This is a genomic window from Streptomyces sp. NBC_01450 (assembly GCF_036227505.1).
Lineage (GTDB): Bacteria > Actinomycetota > Actinomycetes > Streptomycetales > Streptomycetaceae > Streptomyces.
This window is the reverse complement of record NZ_CP109480.1, coordinates 9225033-9243901: the sequence shown is the minus strand read 5'-3', so window position 1 is coordinate 9243901 and position 18869 is coordinate 9225033. Positions and strand designations below refer to the sequence as shown.

The window sequence follows — 18869 nt, the reverse complement described above, 5'->3', positions numbered from 1 at the left end:
TCCGGCACACATGCGGGGAGCCGACATGACCGACCGCCGGTCGCTCCGCCGGTGCGCTACGGGAACCGTGTGAGGACGAAGTCCAGCGCGGCGCTGACATTCACCAGTCCGGCTCCGGTGGCCTCGTCGGGGCCGGGACGGGCCTGATTCCCGAACCTCGGGTTGCAGGACCCGGTGGTGATGTCCGTGGCTGTCACGGTGAGGGCTTCGGCGACCTGCGCCGGAGTGAGCCCCGGACGGGCTCCGAGCAGTACGGCCACCGCTCCGGCGAGCTGGGGTGCCGCCGCGGACGTGCCCGAGAACAGGGCCCAGCCGTCATGGTCCGACGTGGTGTCGGTCGAGGTGTCGCCGGGGGCCTGCCGGCTCTCCGCGACGTCGATCTCGCAGCCGGGCGGCACCGGCAGCATGAGGTACTGCGCACGCGGCAGCATGCCGACCAGACCGGAGACCTTGGGGACGACGACGCCCTGGACCCAGGGGCTGATGTAGCCACTCGCGTAGTTCGACGCCTGCAGCTTCCCGTCCGGTCCCGCGAAGACACCGCCGGCCGAGATCACACCGGGGACCTGCGGTTCGATCGAGAACTGGCCGTTGCCCGCGGAGAAGACGACGACGATGCCCTGCTCCACCGCGTCGAGGATCTCCATTCCCCACATCACATCGGTCTGAGCGGGCGGTCCGAGCGGAGGGAAGCGCCTGATGTCCCCGCCCCACGAGTTCGTCAGCACCTGCGGGAGGTCCGACTTCGCCCGGAGGAAGGCCGCCATGGCCGCGGTCAGATGACCCGCCTGATCGCTCGCCCGGTACGGGTGCAGCGTCGCACCGGGCGCCACGGCGAAGATGTTCGCCGATTCACCGGTGCCGTGCCCGACCGGGTCCTCCCTGGGGTCGGCGCCCGGCACGAGGACCACGGTCGGGGCGACGCGGTACGACTGCGTGGCGAAGAACGGATGCCGGAACTGGCCCGTGTCCACCATGGCCACCTGGACGCCACGCCCTGTCTCTCCGTGCTCGTGCGCCTTGGCGGCACCGAGCAGCCCGGCCACGTCGCCCGGCACTTCGAGATGGAATCGGGCGACCCGCGGTGGCGTGCCGGCGACGGGAAGAACGCGCATGGGGATGCGCGGCTGTTCCAGTGCGACGGCCTCGATGGCGTCCTCGCCCGGCACGGCGCCCATTCCGCGGACATCCGGCTGTCGCTCGCCCACGATGTCGAGGTGCGTGACGAAGCGCTCCTGGTTCATCGCGACGCGCTGGCGTTCCTCGTAGGTCTCGACCCTTCCTCCGGTCAGTTGTTCGTACGCCCCCGGTGGGCCGCTCACGGTGAATCCCAGGCGGCTCTCGGCCGTCACGGTCAGCCCCGCGGCCCGCACGTACTCCTTGGCGCGGTCCCGAGTGCCGTCGTCGGCCCGGAACGGCGCTGCCGACTCGAAACCCACCGCCTCGTGCATCGGCATCTCGCCCTGTGACCGGGCGGAGACATAGCCGAAGACGGTGTCCGGTGCGTGTGACCCATGACTGGGCGCTGTCGGGAGTGTCATCTGTCCTCCAGAAGCAACCGCCCGGGCGCATACGTCACGGGGATCCGGTCACGAGCGCCGAGCGTCGGTCTGGTTCCCCCATCTCTCCAATCTTCGCATTTGTTGCATACCTCCGCAAAAGATGGTAAGCCGATCACTTGTTCAACTGATGTGGCACACAGGCCCATCGGGTCGGACCTGGTTCCGCATGGCTCCGCCCGCGCATACACTGGCAGCCCGCGATATGCCGGTTGACCTGCTAGAACGCGGCGGTCGAGCCGATCCGCGCGCGTGAGGAGCGACCCCATGTTCTATTACGTGCTCAAATACGTGCTTCTGGGTCCACTGTTGAGGCTGATGTTCCGGCCCCGGATCGAAGGCCTTGAGCACATACCGGCGTCGGGCCCCGCCATCGTGGCCGGCAACCATCTCTCGTTCTCGGACCACTTCCTCATGCCCGCGATTCTGAAGCGGCGGATCACCTTCCTGGCGAAGGCCGAGTACTTCACGGGGCCCGGCATCAAGGGGCGGCTGACGGCCGCCTTCTTCCGCAGTGCCGGACAGATCCCGGTGGACCGCTCCGGCAAGGACGCGGGCCAGGCCGCGATCCGCGAGGGACTGGGCGTGCTGCGCAGGGACGAACTGCTCGGCGTCTACCCGGAGGGGACACGTTCGCACGACGGCCGCCTCTACAAGGGCAAGGTCGGCGTCGCGGTGATGGCGCTCAAGGCCGGGGTTCCGGTCATCCCCTGCGCCATGATCGGCACCTTCGAGGCACAGCCGCCGGGCCAGAAGATCCCGAGCCTCCACCCCGTGGTGATCCGCTTCGGGAAGCCCCTGGACTTCTCCCGCTACGCCGGGATGGAGAACGAGAAGGCCATCCTGCGTGCCGTCACCGACGAGATCATGTACGCCATCCTCACCCTCTCCGAGCAGGAGTACGTCGACCGGTACGCGGCCGTCGTCAAGGCGGAGGAGGCGGCCGAGGCCGCGGCGCGGGCCCGCAAGTTCCCACGGATGCCGTTGAGTTGAGCGAGGCACGGCAGGCAGAAGGGGCGGCCGGAGATCCGGCCGCCCCTCTGTGCGTGGAGTGTTACGGGGTCGGCGTGGCGTGCGGGGTGCACGTCACATCGGCCGCGTCCGTCTTGCCGGTGAGCAAGTAGGAGTCCACCCGGGTGTTGATGCACGGGTTGACCAGGCCGGTCACGCCGTGCGAGCCCGCGCCGTTCTCGATGATCAGGCGGGAGCCCTTGAAGCGCTTGTGCAGTTCGACGGCGCCGGGGTACGGGGTGGCGGCGTCACGCGTGGACTGCACGATCAGGACGGCGGGCAGACCCTTGCCGGTCTTGACGTTCACCGGGTTCTGCTGCTTGACCGGCCAGGTCGCGCAGGGCAGGTTCATCCACGCGTTGGCCCACGTCATGAACGGGTAGCTCTTGTGGAGCTTCGTGTTGTCCTTGTCCCACTTCGACCAGCTGGTGGGCCACTTGGCGTCGGAGCACTCGACGGCCGTGTAGACGGCGTTGCCGTTCTCCGAGGCGATGTTGCCCACGGTGTCGGACATGTCGGGGGCGGCGGCGTCGACGAGCGCCTGGGTGTCACCGGCGACGTACTTGCTGAACGCCGTCGCGACCGGCACCCACGACGAGTCGTAGTACGGGGCGCTCTGGAAGAAGGAGATCAGTTCGGCGGGGCCGACGACGCCACCGAGCGGACTCTTCTTCGCGGTGGCACGCAGCTTCAGCCACTGGTCCTGGACCTTGGCGCGGGTGTCGCCGAGGTGGAAGGCGGCGTCGTTCTTGGCGACCCAGTCCTCCCAGTCCTTCCAGCGGCCCTCGAAGGCGATGTCCTGCTCCAGGTTGGCCTGGTACCAGATGTTGTCCTGCGCCGGGTTGACGACACTGTCGACGACCATGCGGCGGACGTGGCCCGGGAACAGGGTGCCGTAGACGGCTCCGAGATACGTGCCGTAGGAGACGCCCAGGTAGTTGAGCTTCTTCTCGCCGAGTGCGGCCCGGATGACATCCAGGTCGCGGGCGGTGTTGGGCGTGGTCATCTGCGCCAGCATCGCCTTGCCGCTGCGCTTGGCACAGCCGTCCGCGTACGCGGCGGCGAGCTTGCGCTGGGCGCGCTTGTCGGCCTCGGAGTCCGGCACCGGGTCGGCCTTGGGCGCCTTCACGAACTCCTGGGGGTCAATGCAGGAGATCGGGGCCGAGTGGCCGACACCGCGCGGGTCGAAGCCCACGAAGTCGTACGCCTTCGAAGTGTTCACCCACAGAGGGGCCTTGGTGGTGACGCGGCGCGGGAAGCGCATGCCCGAACCACCGGGGCCGCCCGGGTTGTAGACGAGCGCGCCCTGGCGCTCCGCCTTGGTCCCGGTGTTCCCGATGCGGTCGACGGCAAGCTTGATCTGCTTGCCGTACGGGTGGGCGTAGTCGAGCGGGACGGACACCCAGCCGCACTGGATCGGCTTCTCGAAGCCCCAGTCCGCGGGGCAGTCCTGCCAGTTGATCCCGGCCTTCGAGGCTCGGGCGGCGGCGATCGCCGCGCCGCGGGCCTCACGGTCCTGACCGTGACGCGAGTCGGCGGTGGCCGACGGCGCCGCGACAGCTCCGGCTATCAGGGTCGCCGTGACGAGTGCTCCGGCCGAAGCGAACGCGGTCAGGCGTCTCGTCGGTCTCTTAGCCCTCAAGTGGGACCTCCCCGTACATCGTTGCGATTGGTACGGGGATCCTTGCGGCTGTGAGGTGCCTGAGAACAGGGGTGACCGGCCTTCTTTACCATTCCGATAACCGGAGCACCAAGTACCGTTGAGCGGACCGTACTTAGCGGTCGAGTGTGCGCAAGGCCTCGTCCAGGACCCGCCGCAGCAGCAGCGCGTCCGGCGCCAGGGCACTCACCAGTGCCGCGGGCCCGGCGAGCGGCATGAGGGCCGCGTACTCCCCCAGCAGCCGTGCCACCGGCGGCTCCCGCTCGAACTCCGGCCGTACGACGACGAGTTGCCCCAGAGCCCGATGTCCCCCGAGCATCGCGGGACCGTCCCAGCCGCCGGGTGCACCAGGGCCGCACGACAGTTCCTGGTCCAGCAGCGGCCGTTCGTCGAGCCGCACGGTAAGACGGCTGGTGAGCCGCCCGGGTTGCTCGCCGACGCGCCCGAGCACCTGCTCCTCCCGGAAGACGAGCCGGGCGCCCGACCGGAGCTCGACACGTGAGGACACGTACAGGTCACTCCCCTGCGCGGAGATCAACTGCTCGGGCAGCCAGCGTAGTTCGCCCCCGGCACGGACGTCGAGCCGCACATCGTAGCGGGCGTCGCCCTTGGCCTGTCCCGGCAGGGCGATGGTCGCGGCGGCCGACCCGACGTGCAGCCGGGCCCCCTCCCCCACTTCCGCCTCCACGGCGAAGCGGTCACCGCCGAGCGGCCCGCTCATCGCCCCGACGAGCATGACCCGTGCCTCGTCCCCGTTCGCCCGGGTGCGCCGCAGCGCGAGCGGCCCCTCGCCCTCCAGCACGGGCAGCGCGGTACCACCGCGCCCGTCGGCCCGTGCGCCGATCCGGGCAGTGGCCCGCACTCCCGCTGTGGTCATGCCGTCCACGCGACCAGTTGCCGCCGCACCCAGTCGGCGACGGCCGTGACCCCGGCCTCGGTGCGCAGCGACTGGAGGACGACGGGCAGCTCGGCCCGCTGCGCCTTGGCGTCGGCGGCCATCCGCCCCAGGTCGGACCCCACGTACGGCGCGAGGTCGGTCTTGTTGACGACGAGCAGATCGGCGGTGGTGACACCGGGCCCGCCCTTGCGCGGAATGTCGTCCCCGCCCGCCACGTCGATGACGAAGATCTGCGCGTCCACCAGTCCCTTGGAGAACGTGGCGGTGAGGTTGTCACCCCCGGACTCGACGAGGATGAGGTCCAACGGCCCCACTTCGTCCTCCAGGTCCTCCACCGCTTCGAGGTTCGCGGAGATGTCGTCCCGGATCGCGGTGTGCGGGCAGGCCCCCGTCTCCACGGCGGTGATCCGCTCCGGCGGCAGCACGGCCTCCCGCAGCAGGAACTCGGCGTCCTCCCGCGTGTAGATGTCGTTCGTGACGACCGCGAGCGACAGTTCCTCGCGCAGCGCCCGGCAGAGCGCGGCGACGGTGGCGGTCTTCCCGGACCCGACGGGCCCACCGAGCCCGACACGCAGGGCGCGCCGCGAGCCGTCGGGGCGGCGAGCGTCGGCGCTGACGGCGGAGGCTCCGTCGTGGATATGGTCAAGATGCACGGTACGGCTCCAGTTTCCTTCAGGCCGATACGGGGGTCTGGGGGCAAAGCCCCCAGGGGACGGGAACGGGTAGGGGCGGCGGGGGCGATCCACCTAGGACGCGAAGAGCCGTACAGCCCAAGCGGCATGCGCCTGCGCACTGATCTCCAACAACGGCGCCGACGCCGCCGGCAACGCGTCGATCCCACCGTCGACCACGTCGCGCGCCGCATCGGCCGCCGCACGCGCGACGACGTCCAGCTCCGGCGCCAGCCGGGCCAGCACCCCTGTGGCGTCGAACGGATCGAGGCTCAGCAACCGCACGGTCGCGGTCGCGGGACCACTGACGCTCTCGTACGCGCAGCAGTACGCGGCGTCCACGGGCCCGAGCCCGGCGGCCCGCGCCGCCAGCCCCAGTACCACCGGCTGATGCGCTCCCTTGGGAAAGGCCCGCGCCAGCGCGTCGAGTTCCCCGGACGGCCAGGTCGCCCGGGCCGCCCGCATCAACTGCCGCCCGAGCCGCCGTGCGGCGACCCGCAGAGCCGGCGACGGCGTACGGGCATCCGCGGCCGAGTCCAGCAGCACCGGATCGACCCCGAGCGCGGCCGCCGCGGCCAGGGCGGCCGACACCAGCCCCGCCGTGTTGAGGCGCCCCCGGCAGAAGTCCTCCAGGCTCGCCGCCCCGCTGATCCGCCCGGCCTTGACGGCCGCCTCGGCCCCGCCGGAGTGGGCGTGCCCTCCGGCGGGGAAGCGGCCGTCGGCCAGGACGAGTAGTGCCGCGCGGGACATCAGAAGAGGAAGTAACGCTGGGCCATGGGCAGTTCGGCGGCGGGCGTGGCCTCCACCAGCTCCCCGTCGATGTGCACGGCGAAGCTGTCGGGATCGACCCGCACATGCGGCCGGGCGTCGTTCTCCCGCATGTCGGCCTTGGTCACCCCGCGCGTCGACTCGATCGCCACGAACCGCTTCCCCAGCGAGAGCCGCTCCGGCAGCCCGTCCTCGATGGCGAGCGGCGCCACGAAGTTGAAGGAGTTCGAGGCGGGTGCCCGTCCGATCGCCCCGAACATCGGCCGGGGCAGGATCGGCTGCGGTGTCGGAATGGACGCGTTGGCGTCGCCCATCTGCGCGTACGCGATCTGCCCGCCCTTGATGACGAGCTGCGGCTTGACCCCGAAGAACGCCGGCTCCCACAGCACGAGGTCGGCGAGCTTGCCGGTCTCGACGGAGCCGATCTCACGGGCGAGGCCCTGCGCGAGCGCCGGGTTGATCGTGTACTTGGCGACATAGCGACGTACGCGGTGGTTGTCCGCGCGTCCGTCACCGGGGAGGGCGCCGCGCCGCCGCTTCATCACATGGGCCGTCTGCCAGGTCCGCATGATGACCTCGCCGACCCGCCCCATGGCCTGCGCGTCGGACGAGATGATCGAGATGGCACCCAGATCGTGCAGAACGTCCTCGGCGCCGATGGTCGACGGCCGGATCCGGGACTCGGCGAACGCCAGGTCCTCCGGGACGGCCGCGTTGAGGTGGTGGCAGACCATCAGCATGTCGAGGTGTTCCTCGGCGGTGTTGACGGTGTAGGGCCGGGTCGGGTTGGTGGAGCTGGGCAGTACGTGCGGCTCGGAGACCACGGTCATGATGTCGGGGGCGTGCCCACCGCCCGCCCCCTCGGTGTGGTACGCGTGGATGCCGCGTCCGCCGATCGCGGCGAGCGTGTCGCCGACGAACCCGGCCTCGTTCAGCGTGTCCGTGTGGATGGCGACCTGGATGCCGGTGCGATCGGCGACGGTCAGCGCTGCGTCGATGACGGCGGGCGTGGAACCCCAGTCCTCGTGCAGCTTGAGACCGAGTGCCCCGCCGCGGATCTGCGACAGCATCGCGTCGCGCGAGACCGTGTTGCCCTTGCCGAGCAGACCGAAGTTGAGCGGGTACTGCTCCATCGCCTCCAGCATCCGGGCGAGGTGCCAGGGGCCGGGAGTGACCGTCGTCGCCTTCGATCCCTCGGCGGGACCGGTGCCGCCGCCGACCAGCGTCGTGATCCCGGAGGCGAGCGCCTCGTCGGCGATCTGCGGGCAGATCAGGTGGACGTGCGCGTCGATGGCGCCCGCGGTGACGATCCGTCCGTTGCCCGCGATGATCTCGGTCTCGGGGCCGATGACGAGGTCGGGGTGGACCCCGTCCATGGTGTCCGGGTTGCCCGCCTTGCCGATGCCGGTGATCCGGCCGTCGCGGATGCCGACGTCGGCCTTGACGATCCCCCAGTGGTCGACGATCACGACACCCGTGATGACCGTGTCCGGAGTGCCGTCTGCGCGCGTAGCGCGCGCCTGGCCCATGGATTCGCGGATGACCTTGCCGCCGCCGAAGACGGCCTCGTCACCGGCGAGCCCGGGACCGCCGGAACGATCCTCCTCGATCTCGATCAGCAGGTCGGTGTCGGCGAGCCGGATGCGGTCGCCGGTGGTGGGGCCGAACAGGTCGGCGTACGCGCCGCGCGAGAGCTCAGGCATCGAGGGCACCTCCGGTCTCACCGCGCAGGCCGGGCACGACACGGGCGCCGGCAAGCGGAACGAGTTCGACGTCGACGGGGATCCCGGGCTCGAAGCGGACGGCCGTGCCGGCGGCGACGTTGAGCCGCTTGCCGCGCGCGGCGGCGCGGTCGAAGTCCAGACCGGGGTTGGCCTCGGCGAAGTGGTAGTGGGAGCCGACCTGGACGGGCCGGTCGGCGGCGTTGAGGACGGTCAGCCGGGTGACCTCGCGGCCCTCGTTGAAGGCGACGGGGCCGTCGGCGAACAGGATCTCTCCGGGAATCATGGCTCTCGCTCCCGCGTCAGACGATCGGGTCGTGGACGGTGACGAGCTTGGTGCCGTCCGGGAAGGTCGCCTCGACCTGGACGTCGTGAATCATCTCGGGGATGCCCTCCATGACGTCGTCCCGGGTGAGGATCTTGCGCCCGGAGGACATCAGCTCGGCGACCGTACGGCCGTCGCGCGCGCCTTCGAGGATGTGCGACGTGATGAGGGCGACGGCCTCCGGGTGGTTCAGTTTCAGCCCGCGGGCCCGTCGCTTCTCGGCCACGTCGGCGGCCACGTGGATCAGCAGCCTCTCTTGCTCGTGCGGGGTCAGTTGCACGGCGTCCCACCTCACAGTCCTCGCTCCGGACCGTGCGGGGTCCGGTGGCCGTAGCCACCAAAACCCCTGGTGGCGTGGATGGGCACGCTAGTTGGCCGTCGTTTCAAGGACGTTAACCGGGCTGTGGCCCACGCATGACCGACGAGAACGCTCCGGGGCCGTCGCCGGGGCCACCGCCCGGGGCGGTGTCGAGGATCGGACCGTATACGGCGCTGTCTTCGCGGCCCCGCTCCGGCGCGGCCGTCGCCCTCGGACGGGTGCAGGGGCCCTACGAGGCGCCGGAGCCCCGGTGCTCGGCCGCGATACCGAAGCGCTGGCGCTCGCGGGGGGCGGAGGCGACCTCGCGGACGCTGGAGAGGGAGCTGACCACCTGCTCCTCGGCGGACTCCGGGAGCTCCTCGAGCCGCTCCAGGTCGGCGGCGGAGACCAGGGCGACGAGGGGCTTGCCGTGCCGCGTCACGACGACGCGCTCGCCTCTGTACACCACCCGGTTGATCAGATCGGCGAGCTCAGCCCTGGCTTGCGTCACCGGAATCTCGTAGGCCATGCCCACCAGCTTAGACCGGACCCCCGGCACCCCCACAGAGTGGACGATCTCGTTCAGCTCCGCCGAAAACGACGCGTTCCTACGATCAGGCGACCGCTTCCACCGGCGGGGCGGCCCAGGCCGCGGAGGCCGACGCCACCGCCGGGGCGGCGCAGTCCTACCGGATCAGCCCTCTCGAGGTCGCGAACGCCCTCAACGAACTCGCGGCGTCGCGCGGCTGGCCGCCCATCACCTTCTACGGGACCCCGGCTCCGGCTCCGCTCAGCTGAACCCACGTCCGTACCGGAAATCCCTGCGGAACAGCTCATTCCGCGGGGATTTTCGCTGTCAGCCGAGCACCCTTCCCGGCTTCTGTACGTCCTGTACATTTTTTACAGAACCCTTCAGAGGAGGCGCGTGCCATGAATGAACCGTCCGCCCGCCATGTCCTGCCCGAGTTCACCGAGCGCACGAGTGCGGGGCACCGGACCCTGGATCCGTACTCGAAGCTGCTGGACGAGCGGATCGTGTTCCTCGGGACGCCGATCGACGACACCTCGGCGAACGATGTGATGGCGCAGTTCATGCACCTCGAATACCTGGCACCCGACCGGGACATCTCGCTGTACATCAACTCCCCCGGGGGCTCGTTCAGCGCGATGACGGCGATCTACGACACGATGCAGTTCGTCAGCTGCGACGTGGAGACCACCTGCCTGGGACAGGCCGCGTCGGCCGCCGCGGTGCTGCTGGCCTGCGGCGCGCCGGGCAAGCGGTTCGCGCTGCCGGGGGCCCGGGTGCTGATCCACCAGCCGTCACTTCCCGAGCCGGTACAGGGGCAGGCGAGCGATCTGGCCCTCCAGGCCGAGGAGTTGATGCGCACTCGGCGGCTGCTGGAGGACATGCTCGTACGGCACACGGGGCAGAGTCCTGAACAGGTCTCCGCCGACATCGAGCGGGACAAGATCCTGGACGCACAGGCCGCGTTGGCGTACGGACTGGTGGACGGGATCATCCCCAGCCGCAAGACCTCGCGCACCGCGCCCGGTGCGAGGAACGCCACACCCGACGCGAGGTGATCCGCCGATGGTGCCCGAACTGCCCCCGCTGCCCGCGCTGACGCGTGCCGAGGCCGAGTTGATCGACCGTTACCTCGACGTGGTCGACCTTCTCGGCCGTATCAACCCGGCCAGGCCCGGAGACACCTACCGGGGGCTGCGCGCCGCCCAGGCGCTGGTCGCCAAGGCGGCGGAGCTGCGCGACGCCCTCGCACTGATGCATCAACGGGGCGAGAGCGAGGTGCACGCCCCGACGCTGGCACAGGCCCTGCGCGTCCTCGACGGTGAGCGGCGGGCGGCCCGCATCACCCTGCCACCCGACGCCGACAGTTGACGCATCCCCACCCGGGCCGCCGTCCGTGCCGAGTCAACAAGGCGTCTGGCCCGCGGTTCAAACGGACCAGATGGCGTACCCCCTGATGGAGTAATCACAGGTCCCTTCGGGGAACCGAAAAAGTTGCGCGACGGGTGTAGCCGCGAGGCGGAATGAGATGCTCCGGTGCTGGTACGAGCGTCGTCGGTGTCCTCAACATCGCCCGAACAGAGGGGTGTCCACCCGAACGGGTGAGTGGTGAGTAACCCCACAAATCGCCGGTTCCGCTCGGATATTCGGACCGTGATGCGTGAAGATCCCTTCCGACGACAAGCCCCCGCCACAGCGGCGGGGCGGTCCGGGCGGACGCCGAGTCCTGCCGCTGCCCGGATGACCGGTCGACAGAAGTGCATCGGCAGGAGTGGAGGACCCAGCACGACGGGTCGCCGGAGAGATCCGGGCGGTCCTTGGGGTGAAGCCGCGCAAGCGGCCGGGCTACTTCGCCAGCCCGAATCCGACAGGTCATCCTTCACAGGCGGCTGACGAAGGGTTGCGCATGACTGCGCTCAATCGTGTCCCGTCGCTGTGGACCCGGGCCGGTACGGCTTCGGCGCTCACCATCGCCGCCGTGGGCGGCAGCCTTGTGGTTCCTGGCGCCGCATCCGACGCCGAAGCGGCCACCCTGGCGACGAAGGCACTCCAGGTCGCGGCCTCCAAGAAGGGTTCCCCGTACCAGTTCGGCGCCGCCGGGCCACGCCGCTTCGACTGCTCCGGGCTCACGCTCTACTCGTTCAAGAAGGCGGGCAAGACGCTGCCTCGTACGGCCGCGGCGCAGTACAACAAGACGCACCACATCTCCGCGTCCCACCGCAAGGCCGGAGACCTGGTGTTCTTCCACTCGGGCCGGAACGTGTACCACGTCGGCATCTATGCCGGGAAGGGAAAGATCTGGCACTCCCCGAAGACCGGGGAGGTCGTGAAGCTGCAGAAGATCTGGACGAAGAGCGTCTGGTACGGCAGGGTCAGCTGACCCTGCCGAGGGGGTGCCGCAGGCCGGCACCCCCTCCGGGTCCCGCCCCAGGGCGTGAAACGTGGCTGGATCGGATACTCGTTCAGCATGGCTGAACCACCCCTCCCCGAGGAACGGCACGAGACGCCCCTCCAGCGCGCCGATCGCAACTTCGGCGAGCTGCTCCAGGAGCTGCGGGTCGCCCAGACCGGTGTGCAGATCCTCTTCGCGTTCCTGCTGACGCTGGCCTTCACCCCGCGCTTCCGGTCCCTCGACACCGTGCAGCGCACCACGTACGTCACCACGCTCCTGCTGGCCGTGGTCGCCGCCGCGCTGTTCATGGCTCCGGCCGCGCTGCACCGGTCGCTGTTCCGGCAGGGTGCGAAGGCGGCCATCGTGCGGGTCTCCTCCGTTCTGGCCAGGATCGGCATGGTTGTGCTCGTGCTGGCGCTGACGGGGTCGGTGCTGCTCGCCGTGGACGTGGCACTGGGACGGGCCGCCGGGATCGCCTCCGGCGCGGCCACCCTGCTCGTCTGTGTGGCGCTGTGGGGCGTCCTGCCCCGCCTGGTGCACCGTGCCGTCGTCAGGGCGGCAGCGGCTCCGAAAGAGCCACCACGCCGGGAAACGTGAGCGCGCGCCGAGCGGCCACGGCGCCCGGAACAGCGCCGGCGCGGGCATGAGCACCCCGGCGACCCCGGGGTACCCCCCGGGTTACGCCCTGGTGTGTGCCGCTTCTCAGGGCTCTTGTGGGCCCCCGGCCGTCACCGGCCGGGCCGGCACCGTCCAGGGCAGCTCGATGGCGACCGTCTTGCCGCCCTCGCGGGTGGGCCGGACGACCAGTCTGCCGCCGCACTCGGCGGTCAGCCAGCGGATGATCACCATGCCGCGCCCGTTGTCCTGCTGGACGGCGGCGGGCAGGCGCTTCGGGAAGCGCGGATGGCTGTCGGTGACACCGATCCGCAGGTGTTCGTCTCGGTCGAGCCGGACGTCCACCGTGAAGGTCGGCGACTGCCCGAATGTGTGTTGGACGGCGTTGGTGGCTAGTTCTGACACGATCAGGCGTACGGTGTCCGCGACTTCCGCGTCGCATGGCAGGCCCCATTCGGCCAGCACATCGGCGACGAATTTCCGGGCCGCGGAGACCGAGGCGGGATCGCTCGGCAGAGTGACGGATGCTTCCTGGTGATCTGCCATGGCGACGTCGTCCCTTTCCCACGGGACCGGAGTCCGACACGGAGCGGATGGTTCGAGTACGGTCCCGGACTGGTGCTTCGCGCCAGACTGCCATCACTGGGACGGTCACGGGCGCGATCCACCGAGATATGCATATATCTGTCGCTCGATGCGGTGAACTCTGCGACGGCGGAACGTATTTGGGCGGCCCGGAAGGAGTAAGGAGTACGGCCATGCAGCACGGTCCCGCGGTGCGCCGCCGCAAGCTCGGTGCCGAACTGCGCGCGCTGCGCGCCGGTGCGGGTCTCACCAGTGGTGAGGCGGCCCGTATCGTCGGCTGGCACCAGTCGAAGGTGAGCCGGATCGAGACCGGTATCAGTGGCGTGAAACCGGCGGACGTGGAACGCCTGTTGGACGCCTACGTCGTCACGGAGCCCGAGTTACGAGAGCTCCTGGTCGGTCTCGCGGGCTCCGAGGGCAACGGGCGCCATCACTGGTGGCACGCCTACCGCGGCGTCCTGCCGCCCACCTACCGCGACTTCATCAGTCTGGAGTCCCAGGCCAGCGGCATGCGCACGCTGGAGACCTCGGTGGTCCCCGGACTGCTCCAAACACCCGAGTACGCCCGGGAGGTGACCCGGGTCGCCGTCGGCGGGCTCGAGGACGACAAGCTCGACGCGCTCGTCGAGGTCCGCCTCGCCCGGCAGGACGTCCTGCGTTCGAATCCGCCGCTGGAACTGACCGCGGTCCTCGACGAGGCCGTGTTAAGACGCGAGGTCGGCGGTCCCGAGGTGATGGCCCGGCAACTCGAGCGTCTGCGGGAGGCCGCCACCCTGCCCCAAGTACGGCTTCAGGTCCTGCCGTTCGCCGCGGGAGCCCATATCGGAGTCACCGGGCCTTTCGTTATCTTCTCATTTCCGAACACAACTGATCTGGATGTGGTTGTTCTCGACCACTTGACGAGTAGCCTCTACCTCGAACGGAAAGAAGACCTTCAGGCCTACACCGAGGCCTTCAACGCCCTTCAGTTCCACGCCCTTTCGCCCGAGGACTCGTTGGACTACATCGCCGGGATAGGTGACGGCGCGTAAGGAGGCACCCCCATGACTGCACTGCCTCGGTACGTACCTTCCAGTACTTCACTCCGTGACGTGCGATGGCTGCGCAGCAGCCGCAGTACGGGAATGAACAACTGCGTGGAGACGGCCCGACCCGGCCCAGGACCCTGGGCCGGACTCGTCGCCGTACGCGATTCCAAGAACAAGGCGGGCCCCGCCCTGCTGTTCGCTCCCGCGAGCTGGGAGGGCTTTATCGCCGGACTGAGCTGATCACGTCCACGGCGTGCTCGATCTGCGCGTCGGTGAGGTCCGCGCGGGCGGTCAGCCGCAGGCGCGAGATGCCGTCCGGCACGGACGGGGGGCGGAAGCAGCCGACGGCCAGTCCCGCCTCGCGGCAGTCCGCGGCCCACTGTACGGCCCGTTCGGGGGACGGTGCTCGTACGGAGACCACGGCGGCATCGGGTCGTACGGCTTCCAGGCCCGCCGCGGTCAGCCGGGTGTGCAGCGCCGTCGCCACCTCACGGGCCCGGGCGGCGCGCTCCGGCTCACGGCGCAGCAGTCTGAGCGCCGCGAGGGCCCCGCCGGCCGCCGCGGGCGCGAGACCGGTGTCGAAGATGAAGGTGCGCGCCGCGTTGACCAGGTGGTCGATGACCGGGGCGGGGCCGAGGACGGCGCCGCCCTGGCTGCCGAGCGACTTGGAGAGCGTGGCGGTCGCGACGACGTCCGGCGCGCCCGCGAGCCCCGCCGCCTGCGGGGCGCCCCGGCCGCCGGCGCCCAGGACGCCCAGCCCGTGCGCGTCGTCGACGAGCAGCGCCGCGCCGTGTTCGCGGCAGGCGGTGGCGAGTTCGGCCAGCGGGGCCGCGTCGCCGTCCACCGAGAAGACCGTGTCGGACACGGCGACGGCGGGTCCCTCGTGCGTGCCCAGCGCCTTGCGCACGGCGTCGGGGTCGGCGTGCGCCACGACCTGGGTCGCCCCCCGGGCGAGCCGGCAGCCGTCGATGAGGGAGGCGTGGTTGCCCGCGTCCGAGACGACCAGCGAGCCGTGCGGCGCGAGCGTGGTCACGGCGGCGAGGTTGGCCGCGTAGCCGGAGGAGAAGACGAGCGCGGACTCGAAGCCGCAGAAGTCGGCGAGCTCCCGTTCGAGTTCGCCGTGAAGTTCGGTCGTGCCGGAGACGAGCCGCGAGCCGGTCGCCCCGGCGCCCCAGCGGCGCGCGGCCGCCGCCGCGGCCTCCGTGATCTCGGGGTGACGGGCCAGTCCGAGGTAGTCGTTGCCGGCCAGATCCAGAAGGGGTGAGTCGGCGGCACGAGGGCGCAGGGTGCGGACGAGTCCGGCCTGCCCGCGCTGGTACGCCTGCTCGTCGATCCATGCGAACGGCGATCCCGCCATGCTGGTGCCTCCGGGCCCTGGGAGTGGTCGTGAAGGGGTCATGAAGGTGGTCGTTTTGTAGGCAGTGCACAGACCCTAGCGGGGCGACCCGCCGCCCAGGATGTGGCAATACCCACACGTCGAACCGTCTCTCTTGTGCAAACTCTCCTTGGCCGCAGCGGCTCGCATACGCCAGGATCGGATCTCATGGACCTGCTGAACACGCTGGTGGACAAGGGGCTTCGGCGCGAGCTGCCGACCCGTGACGAGGCGCTGGCCGTGCTGGCCACGTCCGACGACGACGTGCTGGACGTGGTGGCCGCGGCCGGAAAAGTCCGCCGGCACTGGTTCGGCCGTCGAGTGAAACTCAACTATCTGGTCAATCTGAAGTCCGGTCTGTGCCCCGAGGACTGCTCGTACTGCTCGCAGCGCCTCGGCTCCAAGGCCGACATCCTCAAGTACACGTGGCTCAAGCCCGACCAGGCCTCACAGGCCGCGGCGGCCGGGCTCGCCGGGGGCGCCAAGCGGGTCTGCCTGGTGGCCAGCGGCCGCGGTCCGACGGACCGTGACGTGGACCGGGTCTCCGACACCATCAAGGCGATCAAGGACCAGAACGAGAACGTAGAGGTGTGCGCCTGCCTCGGTCTGCTCTCCGACGGCCAGGCCGAGCGGCTGCGCGAGGCGGGCGCGGACGCCTACAACCACAACCTGAACACGTCCGAGGGGACGTACGGGGACATCACGACCACGCACACGTACGCCGACCGGGTGGACACGGTCCAGAAGGCGCACGCGGCCGGTCTGTCCGCCTGCTCGGGTCTGATCGCGGGCATGGGCGAGTCGGACGAGGACCTCGTCGACGTCGTCTACGCGCTGCGCGAGCTCGACCCTGACTCCGTTCCGGTGAACTTCCTGATCCCCTTCGAGGGCACCCCGCTCGCCAAGGAGTGGAACCTCACGCCGCAGCGGTGTCTGCGCATCCTGGCGATGGTCCGCTTCGTCTGCCCGGACGTCGAGGTGCGTATCGCGGGCGGCCGCGAGGTCCATCTGCGCACGATGCAGCCCCTCGCCCTCAACCTCGCCAACTCGATCTTCCTCGGCGACTACCTCACCAGCGAGGGCCAGGCGGGCAAGGCCGACCTGGAGATGATCGCGGACGCCGGGTTCGAGGTGGAGGGCGCGGGCGAGCTGACCCTGCCGGAGCACCGCGTGACGACGGGCGGAGGCTGCGGTTCGCACGCCGAGACCGGCTGTGGCTCGCACGCCGACGCCGGGTGCGGGTCCCACGAGGGCGGTGGCGTCTGCGGTTCCGTGAAGGTGGCGGCGAAGGAGCAGGCGAAGGACGAGCAGCCTTCCGAAGCGCGTACGGATCTCGTCGCCGTACGCCGCAGGGGTGCCGGAACGGATCTCGCCCCCAATGCCTGATCTGTCCGAGCCGTCCCCGCTGCCCGTGGCCGAACTGCTGGAGCTGGACCGGCGGCACGTCTGGCACCCGTACGGCCCCATGCCCGGCCGCCAGGAACCGCTCGTCGTCGAGTCGGCGAGCGGCGTACGCCTGCGGCTGGCGGACGGCTCGGGCGAACTGGTCGACGGCATGTCGTCCTGGTGGTCGGCCATCCACGGCTACAACCACCCGGTCCTCAACGACGCGGCGCGCGACCAGTTGGAGCGCATGAGCCATGTCATGTTCGGCGGGCTCACCCACGAGCCCGCCGTACGGCTGGCGAAGCGCCTGGTCGACATCACGCCCGAGGGCCTGGAGCACGTCTTCCTCGCCGACTCCGGCTCGGTCTCGGTCGAGGTCGCCGTCAAGATGTGCCTCCAGCACTGGCGCTCGCTCGGCCGCCCGGGCAAGCAGCGACTGCTGACCTGGCGCGGCGGCTACCACGGGGACACCTGGCAGCCGATGTCGGTGTGCGACCCCGAGGGCGGGATGCACGACCTGTGGCAGGGGGTGCTCCAGCGCCAGGTGTTCGCCGACGCCCCGCCGGCCGGGTACGAGGAGTCGTACGCCGACCATCTGCGCGAGCTGATCGGGCGGCACGCCGACGAGCTCGCCGCGGTGATCGTGGAGCCGGTGGTACAGGGCGCGGGCGGGATGCGGTTCCACTCCCCCGCGTATCTGCGGGTGCTGCGGGAGGCCTGCGACGCGCACGACGTGCTGCTCGTCCTCGACGAGATCGCGACCGGTTTCGGCCGTACGGGCACGCTGTTCGCGGCGGAGCACGCCGGCGTCACGCCGGACGTGATGTGCGTCGGCAAGGCGCTGACCGGCGGCTATATGACGATGGCGGCGACGCTCTGCACGGCGCGGGTGGCCGAGGGCATCTCACGCGGTGAGGTCCCGGTCCTGGCTCACGGCCCGACCTTCATGGGCAATCCGCTGGCCGCCGCGGTGGCCTGCGCCTCGATCGACCTGCTGCTCGGACAGGACTGGCAGACGGAGGTCAAGCGGATCGAGGCGGGTCTGCTGGACGGGCTGGCGGAGGCGTCCTCACTGCCGGGTGTCCGGGACGTACGCGTCCTGGGCGCGATCGGCGTCGTACAACTCGACCACGAGGTCGACATGAAGGCGGCCACGGCGGCCGCCGTGCGCGAGGGTGTGTGGCTGCGCCCGTTCCGCGACCTCGTCTACACGATGCCGCCGTACGTCACGAGTGACGCGGACGTGGCACGGATCGCGCGCGCGGTGTGCGCGGCGGCGCGGGAGGGATGACATGGCGGTTCTGGTGATCACGGGGACGGGCACGGAGGTCGGCAAGACGGTCACGACGGCCGCCGTCGCCGCCACGGCCGTCGCCGCCGGGCGCTCCGTGGCCGTCCTCAAGCCGGCTCAGACGGGTGTACGCCCGGACGAGCGCGGGGACGCCGACGAGGTGGCCCGGCTCGCGGGCGCCGTGACGACGCTCGAACTCGCCCGCTATCCGGAGCCGTTGGCTCCCGCGACGGCCGCGCGGCGGGCCTGCCTGCCCCCGGTGCGCCCGGTCGCGGTGGCGAAGGCGGCGGCGGAACTGGCCAGCGAGTACGACCTCGTACTGGTCGAGGGAGCGGGCGGTCTCCTCGTCCGCTTCGACGACGAGGGCGCCACACTGGCGGAGGCGGCGAGCCTGCTGGACGCGCCGGTGCTGGTGGTGGCGTCGGCGGGTCTCGGCACCCTGAACACCACCGAACTGACGGCTCGTGAACTCCGGCGCCGGGGACTGGATCTGGCGGGAGTCGTCATCGGCAGCTGGCCCGGCTCCCCCGACCTGGCGTCCCTTTGCAACCTCGCGGACCTGCCGGTCGTGGCCGAGGCTCCGCTGTTGGGAGCGCTGCCGGCGGGGGCGGGGGCTTACCCGGTCGCCGACTTCCGTGCGGAGGCGCCTGGGTGGCTGGCCTCTCGGCTGGGCGGCACCTGGGACGGAAACGCCTTCATTTCGGCGCAGGGGGTCTGAGCGCCCCGTCAGGGGCGCGGGGAACTGCGCGCCCAGCCC

General features: G+C 70.5%; 21 protein-coding genes and 1 riboswitch. Of the genes, 10 read left to right on the top strand and 11 right to left on the bottom strand.

Annotated features, from left to right (window positions below; all coding sequences use genetic code 11):
- Positions 1-56: 56 nt before the first annotated feature.
- Positions 57-1541: a S8 family serine peptidase gene (locus tag OG568_RS41160; RefSeq protein ID WP_329535187.1), complete on the bottom strand. Its 1485-nt coding sequence runs from the start codon at positions 1539-1541 to the stop codon at positions 57-59.
- Positions 1542-1826: 285 nt separating this feature from the next.
- On the opposite strand from OG568_RS41160, the gene OG568_RS41155 reads away from it, so the two are divergent.
- Positions 1827-2552, top strand: coding sequence for a lysophospholipid acyltransferase family protein (locus OG568_RS41155; RefSeq protein ID WP_329535186.1), 726 nt, complete (start codon positions 1827-1829; stop codon positions 2550-2552).
- Positions 2553-2613: 61 nt separating this feature from the next.
- Here OG568_RS41155 and OG568_RS41150 read toward each other — a convergent pair whose 3' ends face one another.
- The 8 genes from OG568_RS41150 to OG568_RS41115 all read right to left on the bottom strand — a co-directional run bounded on the left by OG568_RS41150 (position 2614) and on the right by OG568_RS41115 (position 9440).
- Entirely contained in the window at positions 2614-4212 is a 1599-nt protein-coding gene (locus tag OG568_RS41150) for an alpha/beta hydrolase (RefSeq protein WP_329535185.1), read from the bottom strand.
- A gap of 133 nt (positions 4213-4345) precedes the next feature.
- A complete protein-coding gene (locus OG568_RS41145) occupies positions 4346-5107 on the bottom strand; it encodes an urease accessory protein UreD (protein WP_329535184.1) in 762 nt (253 codons plus the stop codon).
- On the bottom strand, positions 5104-5781 hold the full coding sequence (gene ureG / locus OG568_RS41140) for an urease accessory protein UreG (protein WP_266416991.1): 678 nt from the start codon (positions 5779-5781) through the stop codon (positions 5104-5106). Before ureG ends, OG568_RS41145 begins: the two co-directional genes overlap by 4 nt.
- A 93-nt stretch (positions 5782-5874) precedes the next feature.
- Entirely contained in the window at positions 5875-6549 is a 675-nt protein-coding gene (locus OG568_RS41135) for an urease accessory protein UreF (RefSeq protein WP_329535183.1), read from the bottom strand.
- Positions 6549-8270, bottom strand: a complete 1722-nt coding sequence (locus OG568_RS41130; protein ID WP_329370855.1) for an urease subunit alpha — start codon at positions 8268-8270, stop codon at positions 6549-6551. Before OG568_RS41130 ends, OG568_RS41135 begins: the two co-directional genes overlap by 1 nt.
- On the bottom strand, positions 8263-8574 hold the full coding sequence (locus OG568_RS41125; protein ID WP_266580711.1) for an urease subunit beta: 312 nt from the start codon (positions 8572-8574) through the stop codon (positions 8263-8265). The genes OG568_RS41130 and OG568_RS41125 overlap by 8 nt, the downstream gene beginning before the upstream one ends.
- Positions 8575-8590: 16 nt before the next feature.
- Positions 8591-8893: an urease subunit gamma gene (locus OG568_RS41120; protein ID WP_054229180.1), complete on the bottom strand. Its 303-nt coding sequence runs from the start codon at positions 8891-8893 to the stop codon at positions 8591-8593.
- A gap of 268 nt (positions 8894-9161) precedes the next feature.
- Positions 9162-9440, bottom strand: a complete 279-nt coding sequence (locus OG568_RS41115; protein WP_329535182.1) for a type II toxin-antitoxin system Phd/YefM family antitoxin — start codon at positions 9438-9440, stop codon at positions 9162-9164.
- Between the two features lie 401 nt (positions 9441-9841).
- On the opposite strand from OG568_RS41115, the gene OG568_RS41110 reads away from it, so the two are divergent.
- From OG568_RS41110 to OG568_RS41095, 4 genes are all read left to right on the top strand, one after another.
- A complete protein-coding gene (locus OG568_RS41110) occupies positions 9842-10498 on the top strand; it encodes an ATP-dependent Clp protease proteolytic subunit (RefSeq protein WP_329535181.1) in 657 nt (218 codons plus the stop codon).
- Between the two features lie 7 nt (positions 10499-10505).
- A complete protein-coding gene (locus tag OG568_RS41105; RefSeq protein ID WP_266416971.1) occupies positions 10506-10811 on the top strand; it encodes a hypothetical protein in 306 nt (101 codons plus the stop codon).
- Positions 10812-11188: 377 nt separating this feature from the next.
- Positions 11189-11343: riboswitch (cyclic di-AMP (ydaO/yuaA leader) on the top strand.
- Between the two features lie 3 nt (positions 11344-11346).
- Entirely contained in the window at positions 11347-11820 is a 474-nt protein-coding gene (locus OG568_RS41100) for a C40 family peptidase (RefSeq protein WP_266416969.1), read from the top strand.
- A gap of 87 nt (positions 11821-11907) precedes the next feature.
- Positions 11908-12429 carry a DUF6328 family protein gene (locus tag OG568_RS41095; RefSeq protein ID WP_329535180.1) on the top strand — a complete coding sequence of 174 codons (522 nt, stop codon included), beginning with the start codon at positions 11908-11910 and terminating at the stop codon, positions 12427-12429.
- Between the two features lie 105 nt (positions 12430-12534).
- Here OG568_RS41095 and OG568_RS41090 read toward each other — a convergent pair whose 3' ends face one another.
- Positions 12535-12993, bottom strand: a complete 459-nt coding sequence (locus OG568_RS41090; RefSeq protein ID WP_329535179.1) for an ATP-binding protein — start codon at positions 12991-12993, stop codon at positions 12535-12537.
- 212 nt (positions 12994-13205) lie between these two features.
- On the opposite strand from OG568_RS41090, the gene OG568_RS41085 reads away from it, so the two are divergent.
- Positions 13206-14063, top strand: coding sequence for a helix-turn-helix domain-containing protein (locus tag OG568_RS41085; RefSeq protein ID WP_266580720.1), 858 nt, complete (start codon positions 13206-13208; stop codon positions 14061-14063).
- A gap of 12 nt (positions 14064-14075) precedes the next feature.
- Positions 14076-14300 carry a DUF397 domain-containing protein gene (locus OG568_RS41080; protein WP_266580722.1) on the top strand — a complete coding sequence of 75 codons (225 nt, stop codon included), beginning with the start codon at positions 14076-14078 and terminating at the stop codon, positions 14298-14300.
- Here OG568_RS41080 and OG568_RS41075 read toward each other — a convergent pair.
- A complete protein-coding gene (locus OG568_RS41075; RefSeq protein WP_329535178.1) occupies positions 14281-15417 on the bottom strand; it encodes an 8-amino-7-oxononanoate synthase in 1137 nt (378 codons plus the stop codon). The genes OG568_RS41080 and OG568_RS41075 overlap by 20 nt on opposite strands.
- 186 nt (positions 15418-15603) lie before the next feature.
- On the opposite strand from OG568_RS41075, the gene bioB reads away from it, so the two are divergent.
- Genes bioB through bioD form a run of 3 tightly spaced genes read left to right on the top strand, consistent with a single transcriptional unit; the run spans position 15604 to position 18830 of the window.
- Entirely contained in the window at positions 15604-16821 is a 1218-nt protein-coding gene (bioB, locus tag OG568_RS41070; protein ID WP_329535177.1) for a biotin synthase BioB, read from the top strand.
- Positions 16814-18112 carry an adenosylmethionine--8-amino-7-oxononanoate transaminase gene (locus OG568_RS41065; protein ID WP_329535176.1) on the top strand — a complete coding sequence of 433 codons (1299 nt, stop codon included), beginning with the start codon at positions 16814-16816 and terminating at the stop codon, positions 18110-18112. Before bioB ends, OG568_RS41065 begins: the two co-directional genes overlap by 8 nt.
- Before the next feature lies 1 nt (position 18113).
- A complete protein-coding gene (bioD, locus tag OG568_RS41060) occupies positions 18114-18830 on the top strand; it encodes a dethiobiotin synthase (RefSeq protein WP_329535175.1) in 717 nt (238 codons plus the stop codon).
- Positions 18831-18869: the final 39 nt, after the last annotated feature.